Annotated in this window: 12 protein-coding genes and 2 rRNA genes; 4 read left to right on the forward strand and 10 right to left on the reverse strand. The window is 53.8% G+C overall.

All coding sequences use genetic code 11. The features are described 5' to 3' along the window. Nucleotides 1-32: 32 nt before the first annotated feature. Complete coding sequence (locus tag J4617_RS13150) at nucleotides 33-572, reverse strand: DUF2058 domain-containing protein (RefSeq protein WP_017466129.1); 540 nt, start codon at nucleotides 570-572, stop codon at nucleotides 33-35. A 34-nt stretch (nucleotides 573-606) separates the two neighbouring features. Beyond that, the gene (locus tag J4617_RS13155) at nucleotides 607-708 is read right to left on the reverse strand and encodes a hypothetical protein (RefSeq protein WP_031624748.1); all 102 of its coding nucleotides are present in this window, start codon (nucleotides 706-708) and stop codon (nucleotides 607-609) included. Nucleotides 709-779: 71 nt separating this feature from the next. Between J4617_RS13155 and pepE the strand changes: the two genes are divergently transcribed. Next, on the forward strand, nucleotides 780-1,469 hold the full coding sequence (gene pepE, locus J4617_RS13160; protein WP_000421783.1) for a dipeptidase PepE: 690 nt from the start codon (nucleotides 780-782) through the stop codon (nucleotides 1,467-1,469). Nucleotides 1,470-1,544: 75 nt separating this feature from the next. On the opposite strand, the gene J4617_RS13165 is transcribed toward pepE, so the two are convergent. After that, nucleotides 1,545-3,176: a Na/Pi cotransporter family protein gene (locus J4617_RS13165; RefSeq protein ID WP_000956811.1), complete on the reverse strand. Its 1,632-nt coding sequence runs from the start codon at nucleotides 3,174-3,176 to the stop codon at nucleotides 1,545-1,547. Between the two features lie 266 nt (nucleotides 3,177-3,442). Then, nucleotides 3,443-7,126 carry a methionine synthase gene (metH, locus tag J4617_RS13170; RefSeq protein WP_017466128.1) on the reverse strand — a complete coding sequence of 1,228 codons (3,684 nt, stop codon included), beginning with the start codon at nucleotides 7,124-7,126 and terminating at the stop codon, nucleotides 3,443-3,445. Between the two features lie 304 nt (nucleotides 7,127-7,430). On the opposite strand from metH, the gene iclR reads away from it, so the two are divergent. Together iclR and J4617_RS13180 are read left to right on the forward strand one after the other, a co-directional pair. Further along, on the forward strand, nucleotides 7,431-8,255 hold the full coding sequence (gene iclR / locus J4617_RS13175) for a glyoxylate bypass operon transcriptional repressor IclR (protein ID WP_001661721.1): 825 nt from the start codon (nucleotides 7,431-7,433) through the stop codon (nucleotides 8,253-8,255). A gap of 10 nt (nucleotides 8,256-8,265) precedes the next feature. Then, nucleotides 8,266-8,673: an ASCH domain-containing protein gene (locus J4617_RS13180; protein ID WP_010989091.1), complete on the forward strand. Its 408-nt coding sequence runs from the start codon at nucleotides 8,266-8,268 to the stop codon at nucleotides 8,671-8,673. On the opposite strand, the gene aceK is transcribed toward J4617_RS13180, so the two are convergent. The 4 genes from aceK to metA all read right to left on the reverse strand — a co-directional run bounded on the left by aceK (nucleotide 8,637) and on the right by metA (nucleotide 14,625). Further along, nucleotides 8,637-10,388 carry a bifunctional isocitrate dehydrogenase kinase/phosphatase gene (aceK, locus tag J4617_RS13185; RefSeq protein WP_001137268.1) on the reverse strand — a complete coding sequence of 584 codons (1,752 nt, stop codon included), beginning with the start codon at nucleotides 10,386-10,388 and terminating at the stop codon, nucleotides 8,637-8,639. The two genes, J4617_RS13180 and aceK, sit on opposite strands and share 37 nt — an antisense overlap. 101 nt (nucleotides 10,389-10,489) lie before the next feature. Beyond that, nucleotides 10,490-11,794, reverse strand: coding sequence for an isocitrate lyase (gene aceA, locus J4617_RS13190; protein ID WP_000857884.1), 1,305 nt, complete (start codon nucleotides 11,792-11,794; stop codon nucleotides 10,490-10,492). 31 nt (nucleotides 11,795-11,825) lie between these two features. Further along, nucleotides 11,826-13,427: a malate synthase A gene (gene aceB / locus J4617_RS13195; RefSeq protein WP_001069371.1), complete on the reverse strand. Its 1,602-nt coding sequence runs from the start codon at nucleotides 13,425-13,427 to the stop codon at nucleotides 11,826-11,828. Nucleotides 13,428-13,695: 268 nt separating this feature from the next. Continuing rightward, nucleotides 13,696-14,625, reverse strand: a complete 930-nt coding sequence (gene metA / locus J4617_RS13200) for a homoserine O-succinyltransferase (RefSeq protein ID WP_001122767.1) — start codon at nucleotides 14,623-14,625, stop codon at nucleotides 13,696-13,698. 156 nt (nucleotides 14,626-14,781) lie between these two features. Between metA and J4617_RS13205 the strand changes: the two genes are divergently transcribed. Then, complete coding sequence (locus tag J4617_RS13205) at nucleotides 14,782-15,219, forward strand: acetyltransferase (RefSeq protein ID WP_017466127.1); 438 nt, start codon at nucleotides 14,782-14,784, stop codon at nucleotides 15,217-15,219. Nucleotides 15,220-15,552: 333 nt separating this feature from the next. Here J4617_RS13205 and rrf read toward each other — a convergent pair. Further along, a 5S ribosomal RNA gene (gene rrf, locus J4617_RS13210) occupies nucleotides 15,553-15,668 on the reverse strand. A gap of 196 nt (nucleotides 15,669-15,864) precedes the next feature. After that, nucleotides 15,865-15,967 (reverse strand): 23S ribosomal RNA (locus J4617_RS13215); the annotation flags it as partial.

A 15,967-nucleotide genomic window follows, 5' to 3' on the forward strand; every position in this document is an offset into this window, starting at 1 on the left:
AAATTTTTCTACATAAACGTCGGGAATGTGACTTACCACATCAAATCGTCAGGAACTTTAAAATCGGCATACGGATCATCTTCGTCCTGCTCTTCCTGACTCAGCGCACTGTTTACGACAATACTGTCCGCATCTCGTTGTGCGATTTTATCGGCGACGCTCGCGGGAATAATCGCATATTCACATTCACCGCTGTTATTGATAACCAGACGCGCAATCGCGAGACGCCCATTAATCAGTTGCGTCTGAGTGAGCTTATCCACGTCTATTTTTTTGATGACGTTATTATCGGTGAAGTTAAAACCAATATTGCCTTTAGATACATTGATTCTATTCATTTCAATAAGTTGCTTAACCTGAGCTTTAAACTCTTTCGCTAAAACCGCTTGTTTTTGCTGTTCACTGAGTTGTTTATCACGCTCAAGTTGCGCCTTTTTATTTTCTTCCACCGCTTCTCTGGCCTCACGAGCCTGAACGCGTGATTTTTTAGCCGTGCGTTGGACTTTGGCCATTTTTTTGCTGGTCACTAATCCCGCTTGTAGCAGTTGCTCTTGTAAGGTCAGTTTTGCCATTTTCGTCTCTAAACGTGTTAAATAATTTTGCGGATTATACCTGTAATTTTTCAGGCGATACCAGATGGCAGATCTGGCCTGTCGTCACTTTTAGCGACCGCGCGTTGCCTGTAACACGCGTAACATCATGAGCCATATCAGTAAGACATTAAATGGATAATGGTAGCATTATTACGTTTTGACATTTCCTGATGAGGTGGAGAAGTAATGGAACTGCTTTTATTAAGTAACTCGACGCTGCCGGGTAAAGCCTGGCTGGAACACGCTCTGCCGCTGATAGCGAATCAATTGAACGGTCGACGTTCAGCCGTGTTTATTCCGTTTGCCGGCGTCACGCAAACATGGGACGAGTACACGGATAAAACCGCAGAGGTACTTGCGCCATTAGGGATAAACGTCACAGGGATTCATCGTGTCGCCGATCCGCTTGCGGCGATTGAGAAAGCGGAAATCATTATTGTCGGCGGCGGAAATACCTTCCAGCTACTGAAAGAATCGCGTGAACGCGGGCTGCTGGCGCCGGTGGCGGACAGGGTAAAACGCGGCGCGCTGTATATCGGCTGGAGCGCGGGCGCCAACCTTGCCTGCCCGACTATCCGCACGACCAACGATATGCCGATCGTCGATCCAAACGGTTTCGACGCGCTGGATCTGTTCCCGCTGCAAATTAATCCTCACTTCACTAACGCCTTGCCGGAAGGTCATAAGGGCGAGACCCGCGAGCAGCGTATTCGCGAACTGCTGGTGGTCGCGCCGGAACTGACAGTGATTGGTTTGCCGGAAGGTAACTGGATTCAGGTGAGCAACGGCCAGGCGGTTCTCGGCGGCCCGAATACCACCTGGGTGTTTAAAGCGGGCGAAGAGGCCGTGGCGCTGGAAGCGGGTCATCGCTTTTAATCCCAGGCCACATTGAATGCCGAATGGCGGGCCTACGCGCATGTTCTCCGTAGGCCCCGCCATCCGGCATTTCACTTAATACTCGCCCCGTTCCTCATCCTGATCCGGCTGTTCCAGTACGCTATAGGCGACCGAACAGAACAGTGAGTTAAGACGCTTCATATCGCCCAGCAGCCCTAAATGGAGCGAGCTGGTTTCAATGCTTTGCACGTTCTGCTGGTGCAGGCGGTCGACATGCGCATGTGAGTATCGGCGATTAAGTATACGGAAGCGATGTTTACTGCGGCGCAACCGACGGGCGCTGGTGACATCGCCGGAGAAAAAGACCGACATCGCCAGTTGCAGATTACTGAGCAGTTGATCGTAAAGCGCATCCAGCTCTTTCAATCCTTCTTCTGAAAATGCCCGACGCGCCGCCAGCGACTTGTCGGCAATCTCACTGCCCATTCGCTCGATAATATCCGACGCCTGTTCGAGGTTCAGGGCCATCTCAATAATCTCCGCCCACCGGCGGGACTCCTCCGCCGCCAGCTCGTCTTTTGGCATTCGCGCCAGATAAAGCTTAATCGCGGTGTAGAGCACGTTAACGTCATCCGCCAGCTTGCGCAGCGCTTTCTCTTCACGCGGCTCGCCGTGCATGACCTTTTTTAGCCCTTCCATCATCTGTTCCATCGCATCGCCAATGCGCAGCACCTCACGGGCAGCATTAGCCAGCGCCAGCGTTGGCGTATCCAGCGCGCTGACATCCAGATGTTTCGGCTTCAGATGGGTATCCAGTTCAGGCTCATCACGAATAATTCGTTTACAAAAACGCGCCATCAGCTCGGCAAATGGCACCATCGCCAGGCAGCGCACCAGGTTATAGAAAACGTGGAAATAGATCACCAGCTCTGATTTCGGTAGCGATAGCTCATCCATCAGATTCGCCAGCGGATGGACAAACGGCAGGATGACCAGGCTGCCGATCAATTTGAACAATAGGCTGCCGAGCGCTACGCGACGCGCGGCAGCATTGGCGGCGCTGTTATTGAGCATCGCCAACAGCCCCGATCCCAGATTAGCGCCGATAACCAGGCACAACGCCACCGGGAACGATATAATCCCCGCCGCCGTCAGGGTCGCCGTCAGCAACACCGCCGCCAGGCTGGAATAACTGATAATAGCGAACATCGCGCCAATCAGCGCATCCAGCATAATGTCGCCCGTCAGCGACGCGAAAATGACCTGCACGCCATTAGCCTGAGTGATCGGCGTCACTGCCTGCACAATCAGCTCCAGCGCCAGTAGAATCAGGCCAAGCCCGATACCGACGCGACCCAGCTGCCCGGCGCGGGACTGCTTACGTCCCAAAAAGAAAATCACGCCGATAAAAATCAGCAGCGGCGACAGCCACGAGAGATCGAAGGTCAGGATACGCGCCATTAGCGCAGTACCCACATCAGCGCCCAGCACAATCACCAGAGCTGGCGTCAGGGCGACAAGATCCTGGGCGACAAACGACGTTACCAATAAAGTGGTGGCGTTACTGCTTTGTACCAGCGCGGTAACACCGATACCCGCACAAAAGGCGAGCGGTTTCTTTTCCACGCTGCGGCTGAGGACAGTGCGTAGACGCGCGCCAAACACGCGCATTACGCCAGTACGAACGATATGTGTTCCCCATACCAACAGCGCAACGGCAGAAAGTAGATGGAGCAAAGTTAACACGGCGTCAGGTTCTCCTTATCGTTATACGTTTTCCTGAAGCTCACTTGCGGTAAATTGCCTGATGGCGCACAGCGTTAAGGCCTGCTGGCGTTGCACGCCACCGGGCTTACCATACGTAATACGGTATGCTGGATAAGGCGTTTACGCCGCCATCCGGCAAATTCAGCGTAGAGCCTTCCTTCAGTATAAGGGTTTAATTGTAAGAAAGAGACAAGGCACCCAATGAGTGCCTTGTATGTTGTAAGGAAAAGTGACGATTTTATGAATCAGTCCGCATCGTAACCCAGGTTCGGCGCCAGCCATCGCTCAACGTCCTCAACGCTCATTCCTTTACGAAAAGCATAATCTGTCACCTGATCGCGTTGGATCTGCGCTACCGCGAAGTATTTGCTCTCAGGATGGCTGAAGTACCAGCCGGAGACCGACGCGCCAGGCCACATGGCGAAAGATTCGGTGAGCTTCATCCCGGTGTGTTTTTCGACATCCAGTAGCTGCCAGATAGTGCCTTTTTCGGTATGTTCCGGGCAGGCAGGATAACCCGGCGCCGGGCGAATCCCCTGGTAGTTTTCGCGGATTAATTCGTCGTTACTCAGGCTCTCGTTCGGCGCATATCCCCAGTAAACCTTACGTACACGCTCATGCAGATATTCCGCGAACGCTTCCGCCAGACGGTCGGCAATCGCTTTCACCATGATCTTGTTATAGTCGTCGTGTTGCGCTTCGTAAGCATCAGCCAGGGCGTCTTCTTCAAGACCGCCGGTGACGGCAAACGCGCCGATGTAGTCCGCTTTTCCGGACAATCTCGGCGCGACAAAATCCGCCAGACAGTAGTTGGCAAAACCGACTTTCTCAGTCTGCTGGCGCAGGTGGTGGCTGACCGTCAGAACATGAGTACGGGTTTCGTCGCGATAGATTTCGATGTCGTCACCCACACGGTTCGCCGGGAACAGGCCCACCACGCCACGCGGATTCAACAGTTTCTCGGCGCTCAGTTTATCCAGCATATCATTGGCGTCTTTAAACAGACGCTGCGCCTCAACGCCCACCACCTCATCTTCCAGAATGCGCGGGTATTTGCCGGCCAGCGACCAGGTCATAAAGAACGGCGTCCAGTCGATGTAGTTGCGCAGAGTTTCGATGCTGGCTTCCACCTCCTGCACGCCCAGACGGTGGGCTACCGGCGGGGTGTAGCGTTCCCAATCGAATGCCAGATCGTTATCGCGCGCCGCTTCCAGCGTGACCGGCGGCGTGCGCGGTTTTTTGCGGGCGTGCTGAATACGCACGGTTTCGTACTCTTTGCGGGTACGGGCGACAAAGTCATCGCGCTGGGTGTCGGAGAGTAGCGCCGCCACCACGCCCACGGTACGCGAAGCATTCTGCACGTAGACCGTCGGACCGCTGTAGTTCTGCTCGATTTTCACCGCCGTATGCGCTTTCGAAGTGGTTGCGCCGCCGATCAGTAGCGGGATAGTAAAGCCCTGACGCTCCATCTCTTTCGCCACGTTGACCATTTCGTCCAGCGACGGGGTAATCAGCCCGGAAAGACCGATCAGATCGGCATTCACTTCACGCGCCGTTCTGAGGATTTTCTCCGCTGGCACCATCACGCCAAGATCGACGATTTCGTAGTTGTTGCATTGCAGCACCACGCCAACAATGTTCTTGCCAATGTCGTGCACATCGCCCTTCACGGTGGCGATGACCATCTTGCCGTTGCTGGAGCCTTTTTCTTTGCTGGCTTCAATAAACGGCTCCAGGTAGGCCACCGCTTGTTTCATCACGCGAGCGGATTTCACCACCTGTGGCAGGAACATTTTCCCTTCGCCAAACAGGTCGCCGACCACATTCATGCCGTCCATCAGCGGCCCTTCGATCACCTCAATCGGGCGGGCGGCCTGCTGGCGGGCTTCTTCGGTATCCTGTTCGATAAATTCGGTAATGCCTTTCACCAGCGAGTATTCGAGACGCTTTTTCACGTCCCAGCTACGCCATTCCGCCTGCTGGGCGTTGGCAGCCTCGTCGGTTTTACTGCCGCGATATTTCTCCGCCAAATCCAGCAAACGCTCGGTGCCGTCATCGCGACGGTTAAGAATGACATCTTCAACCGCATCGCGCAGTTCGGCAGGCAGGTCGTCATAAATCGCCAGCTGTCCGGCGTTGACGATACCCATGTCCATGCCGTTGCGGATGGCGTAGTAGAGGAATACCGCGTGGATAGCCTCACGTACCGGGTCGTTGCCGCGGAACGAGAAGGAAACGTTAGACACGCCGCCGGAAATCAGCGCGTGCGGCAGCTCGCGTTTGATGTCTTCGCAAGCGCCGATAAAGTCCTGCGCGTAGTTGTTGTGCTCTTCAATACCGGTCGCCACGGCGAAGATATTCGGGTCGAAGATGATGTCTTCCGGCGGGAAACCCACCTCTTCGGTGAGAATTTTGTAGGCTCGGCGGCAAATTTCGATTTTACGCGCGCGGGTATCGGCCTGCCCCTGCTCATCAAAGGCCATCACCACCACTGCCGCGCCGTAGCGACGCAGAAGCTTCGCATGATGAATAAAGGCTTCCACGCCCTCTTTCATCGAAATAGAGTTGACGATGCCTTTACCCTGAATGCACTTCAGCCCTTTTTCGATAACCTCCCATTTGGAGGAGTCGATCATGATTGGTACACGGGCAATATCCGGCTCACCGGCAATCAGGCTGAGGAAACGCACCATCGCCGCTTCGGCGTCGAGCATCCCCTCATCCATATTGATATCAATAATCTGCGCGCCGCTTTCTACCTGCTGACGGGCGACATCCAACGCTTCGCTGTATTTCTCTTCTTTGATCAGGCGCTTAAATTTGGCCGAGCCGGTGACGTTAGTACGTTCGCCGACGTTGACAAACAGGCTATCGTCGCCAATGTTCAGCGGCTCCAGGCCGGAAAGGCGGCAGGCGACCGGGATATCCGGCAGCTGGCGCGGCGGCAAACCGGCAACGGCGCGGCTCATGGCGGCGATATGCTCCGGCGTAGTGCCACAGCAGCCGCCAACGATATTCAGGAAGCCCGCTTCCGCCCATTCGCGAATCTGTTTCGCCATGGTGTCGGCGTCGAGGTCGTACTCGCCGAAAGCGTTCGGCAGGCCGGCGTTCGGGTGCGCGGTGACGTAGCATTCGGCAATCCGCGACAGTTCCTGGACGTACTGGCGCAGTTCATCTGGCCCCAGTGCGCAGTTAAGGCCAAAAGTGAGCGCCTCGGCGTGGCGCAGCGAGTTATAAAAGGCTTCGGTAGTCTGGCCGGAAAGCGTACGGCCAGAGGCGTCGGTGATGGTGCCGGAAATCATGATCGGCAGGTCAACGCCCAGCGCTTCAAACTCTTCTTTCACCGCAAACACCGCCGCTTTCGCATTCAGGGTGTCAAAGACGGTCTCAATCAGAATCAGATCTACGCCACCTTCCACCAGCGCTTTAGTGGATTCACGGTAGGCCGCCACCAGCTGATCGAAGGTGATATTACGAAACGCCGGGTCGTTGACGTCCGGCGAAATGGAGGCCGTGCGGTTAGTTGGACCAAGCACGCCCGCAACAAAGCGTGGTTTTTCTGGTGTTCGCGCCGTCCATTCATCAGCGCAGGCACGCGCCAGTTTGGCCGCCGCATAGTTAATTTCCGCCGACAGGGATTCCATCCGGTAATCCGCCATCGCAATGGTTGTCGAGTTAAAGGTGTTGGTTTCGATGATATCCGCGCCAGCCTCAAAGTAGGCGTTGTGGATAGCGGCGATCACCTCCGGCTTGCTGAGGACCAGCAGGTCATTGTTGCCTTTCAGGTCGCAGGGCCAGTCGGCAAAGCGCTCCCCGCGGAAATCTTCTTCATGTAGACGATAGCTCTGGATCATAGTGCCCATACCGCCGTCCAGCACCAGAATACGTTCATTTAACTGCGCACGCAGTTGTTCAACTTTGCTGCTCACACTCGCTCCCGACAACGCTCCACGTAACGAGCCATACTGGCACAAAGCGTGCTGGCGGAAAAGAGAACAACGGGCAACATGAGACATGTTCAGCTTGCCACCCACTTCTGTCGCTTTGCCGGATGGCGGCGCAAGCGCCTTATCCAGCCTACAAATTACTTTGGCAGCTCCCAAAGCGTAGGCCTGATAAGCGAAGCGCCATCGGGCATCCTGTGATGTCACTCATCCGATCAGTTCAGGAACTCTTGCATTATAATTGAATAAAACGAAAATGATTTCCACGATACAGAAAAAGGAGTCTGCCATGGTTGCCCCTGTTCCCGCGAAACGCGGGAGAAAACCTGCCGCTACCACTGCACCCGTAACCGGGCAGGTTCAGTCTTTAACTCGCGGTCTGAAGCTACTGGAGTGGATTGCCGAGTCCAACGGCAGCGTCGCGCTGACCGAACTGGCGCAACAGGCGGGTTTGCCTAATTCCACGACTCACCGTCTACTCACCACCATGCAGCAACAGGGTTTTGTCCGCCAGGTTGGTGAGCTGGGCCACTGGGCCGTAGGCGCACACGCGTTTATCGTCGGTAGCAGCTTCTTACAGAGCCGTAATCTGCTGGCGATTGTCCATCCGATTTTGCGCAAGCTGATGGAGGACTCCGGCGAAACGGTAAACCTTGCCGTACTCGACCAGAGCGACCATCAGGCTATTATTATCGACCAGGTGCAGTGCACACAATTGATGCGCATGTCCGCCCCTATTGGCGGCAAGCTGCCCATGCACGCCTCTGGCGCGGGCAAGGCGTTTTTATCACAGCTCAGTGAGGAACAGGTTACCAGTCTGCTGTACCGCAAGGGGTTGCACGCTTATACCCATGCGACGCTGGTGTCGCCGATCCATCTGAAAGATGACCTCGCCCAGACGCGCAAGCGCGGCTATTCCTTTGACGACGAAGAACATGCGCTCGGTCTGCGCTGCGTGGCCTCGTGTATTTATGACGAACACCGCGAACCGTTTGCGGCCCTCTCTATTTCCGGCCCCTGCTCACGCATTACCGACGATCGCGTCACCGAACTTGGCGCCATGGTGATTAAAGCGGCGAAAGAGGTGACGCTGGCCTATGGTGGAACTCGCTGAAATGAGCAGCCTGAAATTATACTGGCAGGAGAAGTACCCACAGGCCTTCTGTTGGTCTTTCGGTGATTCGCCGGCGCTGGCCGACGAGCTGGCGGCGCTAGTGGTCGCCGGTAAAAAGCGTGGCACCTGTAGCTCGCTGGTTAGCTATCAGAAAGAGCAGCCCCCTGTCACGCCCGGGTCATATCACATTGTGCTCAACGGCACAGGCGACGCCGTGTGCGTCATACGCACGCTGGCGCTCAGGCTGATCCGTTTTAACGAGATGAGCGCCGATCTCGCCGCACTGGAAGGCGAAGGCGATCTTAGCCTGGCGTACTGGCAAGCGGCACACCGGGCCTTTTTTGAGCGCGAGGGTAATTGGTCGCCGGAGATGGAACTGGTTTACGAAGAGTTCGCCGTACTTGAGATCGCGCCGTAACGCACGCTAAAGCGCTGGCGACGTCGATAGGCATACACATCTTCTACATGCCCTTCTTTAATACGCGTCTGTAGCGCGCGCCAGTAATCGGCGCGAAACAGGTCGGCATGCATCTCTTCAAACAATGGCCCGATACGCGGATCGGCACACAGCCAGTGGCGAAACTCCTCCGGGAAAACATCACCCGGCGAGACGCTATACCAGGGTTCGCTGGCCAGTTCGTCTTCCGGATAACGCGCTGGCGGAATATCGCGGAAATTCACTTCCGTCATGTAGCAAATTTCATCGTAGTCGTAGAACACCACGCGGCCATGACGGGTAACGCCAAAGTTTTTAAACAACATATCGCCGGGGAAAATATTAGCGGCGGCAAGCTGGCGAATCGCATTACCATATTCTTCTATCGCATCGCGCAACTGCTGGCCTTCTACCTGTTCTAGCCAGATATTGAGTGGCACCATGCGACGTTCAATATAGAGATGGCGAATGACGATATGTTCCCCAAGATCGGTAATCTTCTCTGGCACTTCTTGCCGTAACAGCGCCATCAGCGCCGGATCGATTTGCCGTTTATCCAGTACGAAATTCTCAAACTCCTGGGTATCCGCCATACGACCGACGCGATCATGCTCTTTTACCAGTTGATAACAGGCACGCACATGGGCGGCAGACATCTCTTTCTGCGGGGCGAATTTGTCTTTAATGATTTTAAATACCCGGTCGAAACCTGGCAGGGTAAACACCAGCATCACCATGCCGCGGATACCAGGCGCCTCAATGAATTTCTCATCGCTTTCAGCCAGATAACACAAATATTCGCGGTAGCTTTCGGTTTTCGCATGTTTCTGGCAGCCAATCGCCATATACAGTTCGGCAGTGGTTTTACCCGGCAGGATTTCACGCAACCACTCAACCAGCGCGGCAGGCAGCGGCGCATACACCATAAAATAAGAGCGGGCAAAACCAAACACAATGCTCGCTTCTGCCGTGGTGGTCAGGCAGGTATCGACAAACAGTTCCCCCTCATCAGTGCGATGAATCGGCAATAAAAACGGCAGCGTACCGTCAGGTGTGGTTAATTTACCTACCAGCCAGGCCGCTTTATTACGGTAAAACAACTCGTTCGCCACCTGGACATGGCAGCGAGGTAGCGCGTCCTCGCCCAGTGTTTCAGTCAGGTGCGCGATAATATAGCGGATATCCCGGCTTTTATTCTGCCAGGGCAGACGCAGCGGTAAGTCACTGAGTATGCGCATCAACAGCGGCTCCCAACCGTGATCGGGAAAGAAGTCTTTGGCCAGCGGGCGCGGGATAGTACGAAAGCGACGCTCCGGTTGCGAACTGAAAATAAACAACCGCTCGGGTGTTAACGAGCGGTGGTCAAATAACCGGCAATAAACGGAGTTGAAAAAACTCTCCGCAATCTCGAAGCGCGGGTAATCCGGCAACAGCCGGGTGTAATGCTCTTTAACGCGTAAAAGGAAATCCGCGTCGGTACTTTTGCCATCGGTAATACAGCGCAGTTGCTCCACCACCAGACCCACATGATGATCATAGAGGTGGATACGGCTTTTCATCGCCTGCTGGACGGCGTGCCAGTCGGCCTGTTCAAAACGCTGCTGCGCGCCGGAAGTCACTTCCAGAAATCGACCATACTGCGCGTCAAAGCCTTGCAGGATGGTTTGAGCAATCAGTAATTCCAGGCCACGCGGCATTTTTTTCCCTCATCCGGCACCACATCATGCCGGATGGCGCGTTCGCTTATCCGGCCTACGCTATCTGTAGGCCCGGTAAGCGCAGCGCCACCGGGCATCAATCAAAACTGCGATTCTTCGGTGGAACCCGTTAATGCGGTAACGGATGACGCGCCGCCCTGAATAATGGTGGTGACTTTGTCGAAGTAACCAGTACCCACTTCCTGCTGGTGGGAAACAAAGGTGTAGCCATCTTTCGCCGCGGCGAACTCGGGTTGTTGAACCTTCTCAACATAGTGCTTCATGCCCTCGCCCTGCGCGTATGCATGCGCCAGGTCGAACATGTTGAACCACATGCTGTGGATGCCCGCCAGGGTAATAAACTGGTATTTGTAACCCATGTCCGACAACTGCTGCTGGAAGCTGGCAATGGTCTTGTCGTCCAGATTCTTCTGCCAGTTGAAGGATGGTGAACAGTTATAGGCCAGCAGTTTGCCCGGATACTTCGCGTGGATAGCATCGGCAAAACGACGCGCCAGTTCGAGATCCGGCGTAGAGGTTTCGCACCATACCAGATCGGCATACGGGGCATACGCCAGACCGCGGCTGATCGCCTGCTCAATGCCCGCATGGGTGCGGTAGAAACCTTCGCTGGTGCGTTCGCCGGTAATAAAACTGCTGTCATAGGGATCGCAGTCGGAGGTGATCAGATCTGCCGCATCCGCATCGGTACGCGCAATCACCAGCGTCGGGACGCCCATCACATCAGCGGCCAGACGCGCAGCAACCAGTTTCTGAATCGCCTCCTGCGTGGGAACCAGCACCTTGCCGCCCATATGGCCGCATTTCTTCACCGACGCCAGCTGATCTTCGAAGTGAACGGCCGCTGCACCGGCTTCAATCATCGATTTCATCAGTTCGAAGGCATTCAGAACGCCGCCAAAACCGGCTTCCGCATCAGCAACGATCGGCAGGAAGTAATCCACATAGCGCGGATCGTTGGGTTCAATACCGGATGCCCACTGGATCTGATCCGCACGACGGAAAGTGTTGTTGATCCGATCCACTACCGCCGGAACAGAGTTTGCCGGGTACAACGATTGATCCGGATACATGCTGGATGCCAGGTTGGCATCTGCCGCCACCTGCCAGCCTGAAAGATAAATCGCCTCAATACCGGCTTTCGCCTGCTGCAACGCCTGACCGCCGGTCAGCGCGCCAAGGCTGTTGATATAGCCTTTTTTCGCTTCACCGTGCAACAGCCGCCACATTTTCGCGGCGCCGAGCTGCGCCAGCGTGCACTCCGGGTTAACCGAGCCGCGTAATTTCACCACCTCCTCCGCGCTGTACGGGCGGGTGATGCCTTCCCAGCGCGGTTGTGTCCACTCTTTCTGTAATTCTTCGATTTGTTGAGTACGGGTTTTCATGTGCAGATGCTCCATATTGTTATGTGGTGAATTAAGCCAGTAAGCGATAGCCCGGCAGGGTGAGGAAGTCGATTAAGTCATCTGAGGTGGTGATTTGCTCCATCAGACGTGCGGCATCGTCGAAGCGCCCGCTGCTGTAGCGGTGCTCGCCCAGTTCGTCCTGGATTACCCGCATCTCTTCCGCCAACATTTCGCGGAAAAGCGCTTTCGTTACGGGTTTTCCATTGCTCAGTGTTTTCTCATGGTGAATCCACTGCCAGATAGAGGTTCGTGAGATTTCCGCCGTCGCGGCATCCTCCATCAGACCGTAAATCGGTACACAGCCATTGCCGGAGATCCACGCTTCAATGTACTGCACTGCCACGCGAATATTGGCGCGCATTCCCGCTTCTGTGCGTTCGCCTTCACATGGCTCCAGTAACTGTTCAGCGGTAATCGGCGCATCTTCATCACGGGTAATGAACAGCTGATTTTTGTGCTCGCCCAGTACCTCGTTAAAGACGGCCATTGCGGTATCCGCCAACCCGGGATGCGCAATCCACGTGCCGTCGTGGCCGTTGTTCGCTTCCAGCGCTTTATCCGCTTTCACTTTGGCAAGGACCTGATTGTTGCGTTCAACGTCTTTGCTCGGGATAAACGCCGCCATACCGCCCATCGCGAACGCGCCGCGCTTGTGACAGGTTTTGATCAGCAGGCGCGAGTAGGCGCTCAGAAACGGTTTGTCCATCGTTACCACCTGCCTGTCCGGCAGGACGCGATCCGGGTGATTTTTCAACGTTTTGATATAGCTGAAAATATAATCCCAGCGACCACAGTTGAGACCGACAATATGATCACGCAACGCATGAAGAATCTCATCCATCTGGAAAACAGCAGGAAGCGTTTCAATCAACAGGGTCGCTTTGATCGTACCGCGCGGCAGGTTAAAGCGGTCTTCGGCGTAGCTGAAGACTTCGCTCCACCAGGCTGCCTCCTGCCAGGCTTGCGTTTTCGGCAGGTAAAAATACGGGCCGCTACCTTTAGCGAGCAGCGCTTTATAGTTGTGGAAAAAGTACAGAGCAAAATCAAACAGGCTGCCGGGAATGGCTTCCCCCCGCCAGGTAACATGTTTTTCTGGCAGATGTAGACCACGTACACGACAAATCAATACGGCCGGATCGGGCTTGAGCTGATAGATTTTTCCGGCTTCGTTGGTATAGCTAATGGTGCCGTTCACCGCATCACGCAGGTTGATTTGACCATCAATAACTTTATTCCAGTCCGGCGCCAGCGAGTCTTCAAAATCCGCCATAAACACTTTCACATTTGCGTTCAGGGCATTAATCACCATTTTACGTTCAACCGGCCCGGTAATTTCTACTCGGCGATCCTGTAAATCCGCCGGAATACCACGAATCTGCCAATTACTTTCTCTAATGGAAGTGGTTTCCGAAATAAAATCAGGCAACTTACCGTTATCAATATCCTGCTGTTGCTGGATACGTGCAGCCAGGAGTTTATTGCGTTTTGGCGTAAAACGGGTGACTAACTCCGTCAAAAACTCGACTGCTTCAGCGGTCAGGACTTGCTTTTCCAGCTCGCCTTGCGGCCTGGTAAAGGTTAATTCATCAGTTGTGGTTGCCTGTGGATTCATCATGCAGCTCCTCGTTGTTGATCCAGATACATCCCCAATGCGAACGAAGGATCACTGTGCGCTTTTCGTTCAACACAACTAAGACTACTCAATTAAATTTCAAAATCAAAAACAATTTCCATTTTTAATTTAATTATGCATTAACCTATTGATAACAATATAAATTAAATTTAATTACATGATGAGGTGCGTTTCGGAAATAAAAAAGGCACCCGAAGGTGCCTGATTCAACATGCTGAAACGCTTTAGGATCGTCAGAAGCAGAAGATTAATCCAGGGTTGGATTCATGTGACGCAGATCATATGGCGTAATCTGGTAGACATAATAGTTGAGCCAGTTAGTAAACAGTAAATTACCGTGGCTGCGCCAGGTTGCGCGCGGTATGTTTTGCGGATCGTTTTTTGGGAAATAGTTGTACGGAACCTCCGGATTTAACCCGGCCTCAACGTCACGAAAATATTCACCCGCTAACGTATGAGCGTCATATTCAGGATGACCGGTGACAAACGCAATACGTTTATCTTTGCTGGCAAACAGGTACGCATCCCCTTCTTCTGTTTCGGCCAGAATTTCAAGATCCGTATAATCCCGTATCAGCGCCGCCGGGAAATCGGCATAGCGTGAGTGTGGCGCCAGAAACGAATCATCAAAACCACGCGTTAACAGAGCATGTGGATGAAGGATGTGATGTTCATAGACGCCGGAAAGTTTATCTGTACGGGTCTGCTTAGGGATACCATACAGAATATTGAGTGCGGCCTGAACGGCCCAACAGACAAATAGCGTCGAAGTAACGTGATCTTTCGCCCATTCCAGCACCTGCCTAATCTGCGGCCAGTAAGCCACGTCATTAAACTCCACCAGACCCAGCGGCGCTCCGGTCACGATAAGCCCATCAAAGTTCTGATCGCAGATATCGTCGAAGTTACAGTAAAAGTTGTTCAGATGCTCGGCTGGCGTGTTCCTCGACTCGCGGGCATCTATCCGCAGTAGTTGAATATCGACCTGCAATGGCGAGTTCGATAGCAAACGCAGAAACTGATTTTCCGTTTCAATCTTCTTCGGCATCAGGTTAAGGATAAGTACCTTTAGCGGGCGAATTTCCTGACCTGATGCGCGAGAAGTCGTCATGACGAAGACATTCTCCTCACGTAAAAAATTGACGGCGGGTAGCTCGTCCAGCACGCGAATCGGCATAACCTGATAACCTCACGACATACGTTTAAACGTTTAGACATCCAGATAGCTGAAGATACTCAGAAATCAGGCGAATGTCGAGTCTGCAAGTTCAAGGTGAGAAAGTTTCACGACAGCATTTGCATTAGAATAGAAGTAAGCAAAAAAGGAGTGAAGATGATGATTAACATTCGCCGTTCAAGGCATGAGGAAGGGGAAAAACTGATTGCGATCTGGCGTCGCTCAGTCGATGCCACGCACGATTTTCTGTCAAACGCTTATCGGGCCGAACTGGAAGAGCTGGTGAGCGATTTTCTGCCAGAAGCGCCACTATGGGTTGCCGTGACCGATCAGGATGAGCCGGTAGGATTTATGCTGCTTACCGGCGAACATATGGATGCGCTGTTTGTCGATCCGGACGTGCGTGGTCAGGGTATCGGTAAGATGCTGGTTGAACATGCGTTAACACTGGCACCAGGGTTGACAACCAATGTTAACGAGCAGAATACACAAGCTCTTGGATTTTATAAGAAAATGGGATTTAAGGTGACGGGACGTTCGGAGGTCGACGATCTTGGGAAACCGTATCCATTGTTGAATTTAATTTATCCGTGAGTAGCGGCGCTGTCTGATAAGTGCATGTAGGCCGGATAAGGCGAAGCGGCCATCCGGCGGTGCAGGTTGCCTGATGGCGCTGCGCTTATCAGGCCTACATTTTTAAATGTTACCACACACGCAAAGAAGCCCGTCCTGACGGACGGGCTTCTTCACTAAACTGATGCCTGGCAGTTTATGGCGGGCGTCCTGCCCGCCACCCTCCGGGCCGTTGCTGCGCAACGTTCAAATCCGCTCCCGGCGGATTTCTCCTCCTCAGGAGAGTGCTCACCGACAGACCACAGATAAAACAAAAGGCCCTGTCTTCCGACAGGGCCCTTCGTTTTATTTGATGCCTGGCAGTTCCCTACTCTCGCATGGGGAGACCCCACACTACCATCGGCGCTACGGCGTTTCACTTCTGAGTTCGGCATGGGGTCAGGTGGGACCACCGCGCTAGTGCCGCCAGGCAAATTCTGTTACCGGAAACGAATCTTTTACACCGATGCTGCGTTGGCTGCATTCGCAAAGTCAGTCACATACTTCTGTATGCTCCTTCCTTTCCTTCATTTGCCGCCTTGCCTCAGCGTAAAATCTTTCGTTCCCGAAAATCCGGAATCAGTGCTGAAAATCTTCTCTCAACCGCCAAAACATCTTCGGCGTTGTAAGGTTAAGCCTCACGGTTCATTAGTACCGGTTAGCTCAACGCATCGCTGCGCTTACACACCCGGCCTATCAACGTCGTCGTCTTCAACGTTCCTTCAGGAGA

Origin of the sequence: Salmonella sp. 32010601201800023SM, from assembly GCF_017572235.1 — a bacterium.
GTDB lineage: Bacteria > Pseudomonadota > Gammaproteobacteria > Enterobacterales > Enterobacteriaceae > Salmonella > Salmonella enterica.

Bases quoted from the DNA above. Each gene is read 5' to 3' on its own strand.
- J4617_RS13150 (WP_017466129.1), bottom strand. From the start codon at position 572: ATGGCAAAACTGACCTTACAAGAGCAACTGCTACAAGCGGGATTAGTG.
- J4617_RS13155 (WP_031624748.1), bottom strand. From the start codon at position 708: ATGGCTCATGATGTTACGCGTGTTACAGGCAACGCGCGGTCGCTAAAA.
- pepE (WP_000421783.1), top strand. From the start codon at position 780: ATGGAACTGCTTTTATTAAGTAACTCGACGCTGCCGGGTAAAGCCTGG.
- iclR (WP_001661721.1), top strand. From the start codon at position 7,431: ATGGTTGCCCCTGTTCCCGCGAAACGCGGGAGAAAACCTGCCGCTACC.
- aceK (WP_001137268.1), bottom strand. From the start codon at position 10,388: ATGCCGCGTGGCCTGGAATTACTGATTGCTCAAACCATCCTGCAAGGC.
- aceA (WP_000857884.1), bottom strand. From the start codon at position 11,794: ATGAAAACCCGTACTCAACAAATCGAAGAATTACAGAAAGAGTGGACA.
- aceB (WP_001069371.1), bottom strand. From the start codon at position 13,427: ATGAATCCACAGGCAACCACAACTGATGAATTAACCTTTACCAGGCCG.
- metA (WP_001122767.1), bottom strand. From the start codon at position 14,625: ATGCCGATTCGCGTGCTGGACGAGCTACCCGCCGTCAATTTTTTACGT.
- J4617_RS13205 (WP_017466127.1), top strand. From the start codon at position 14,782: ATGATGATTAACATTCGCCGTTCAAGGCATGAGGAAGGGGAAAAACTG.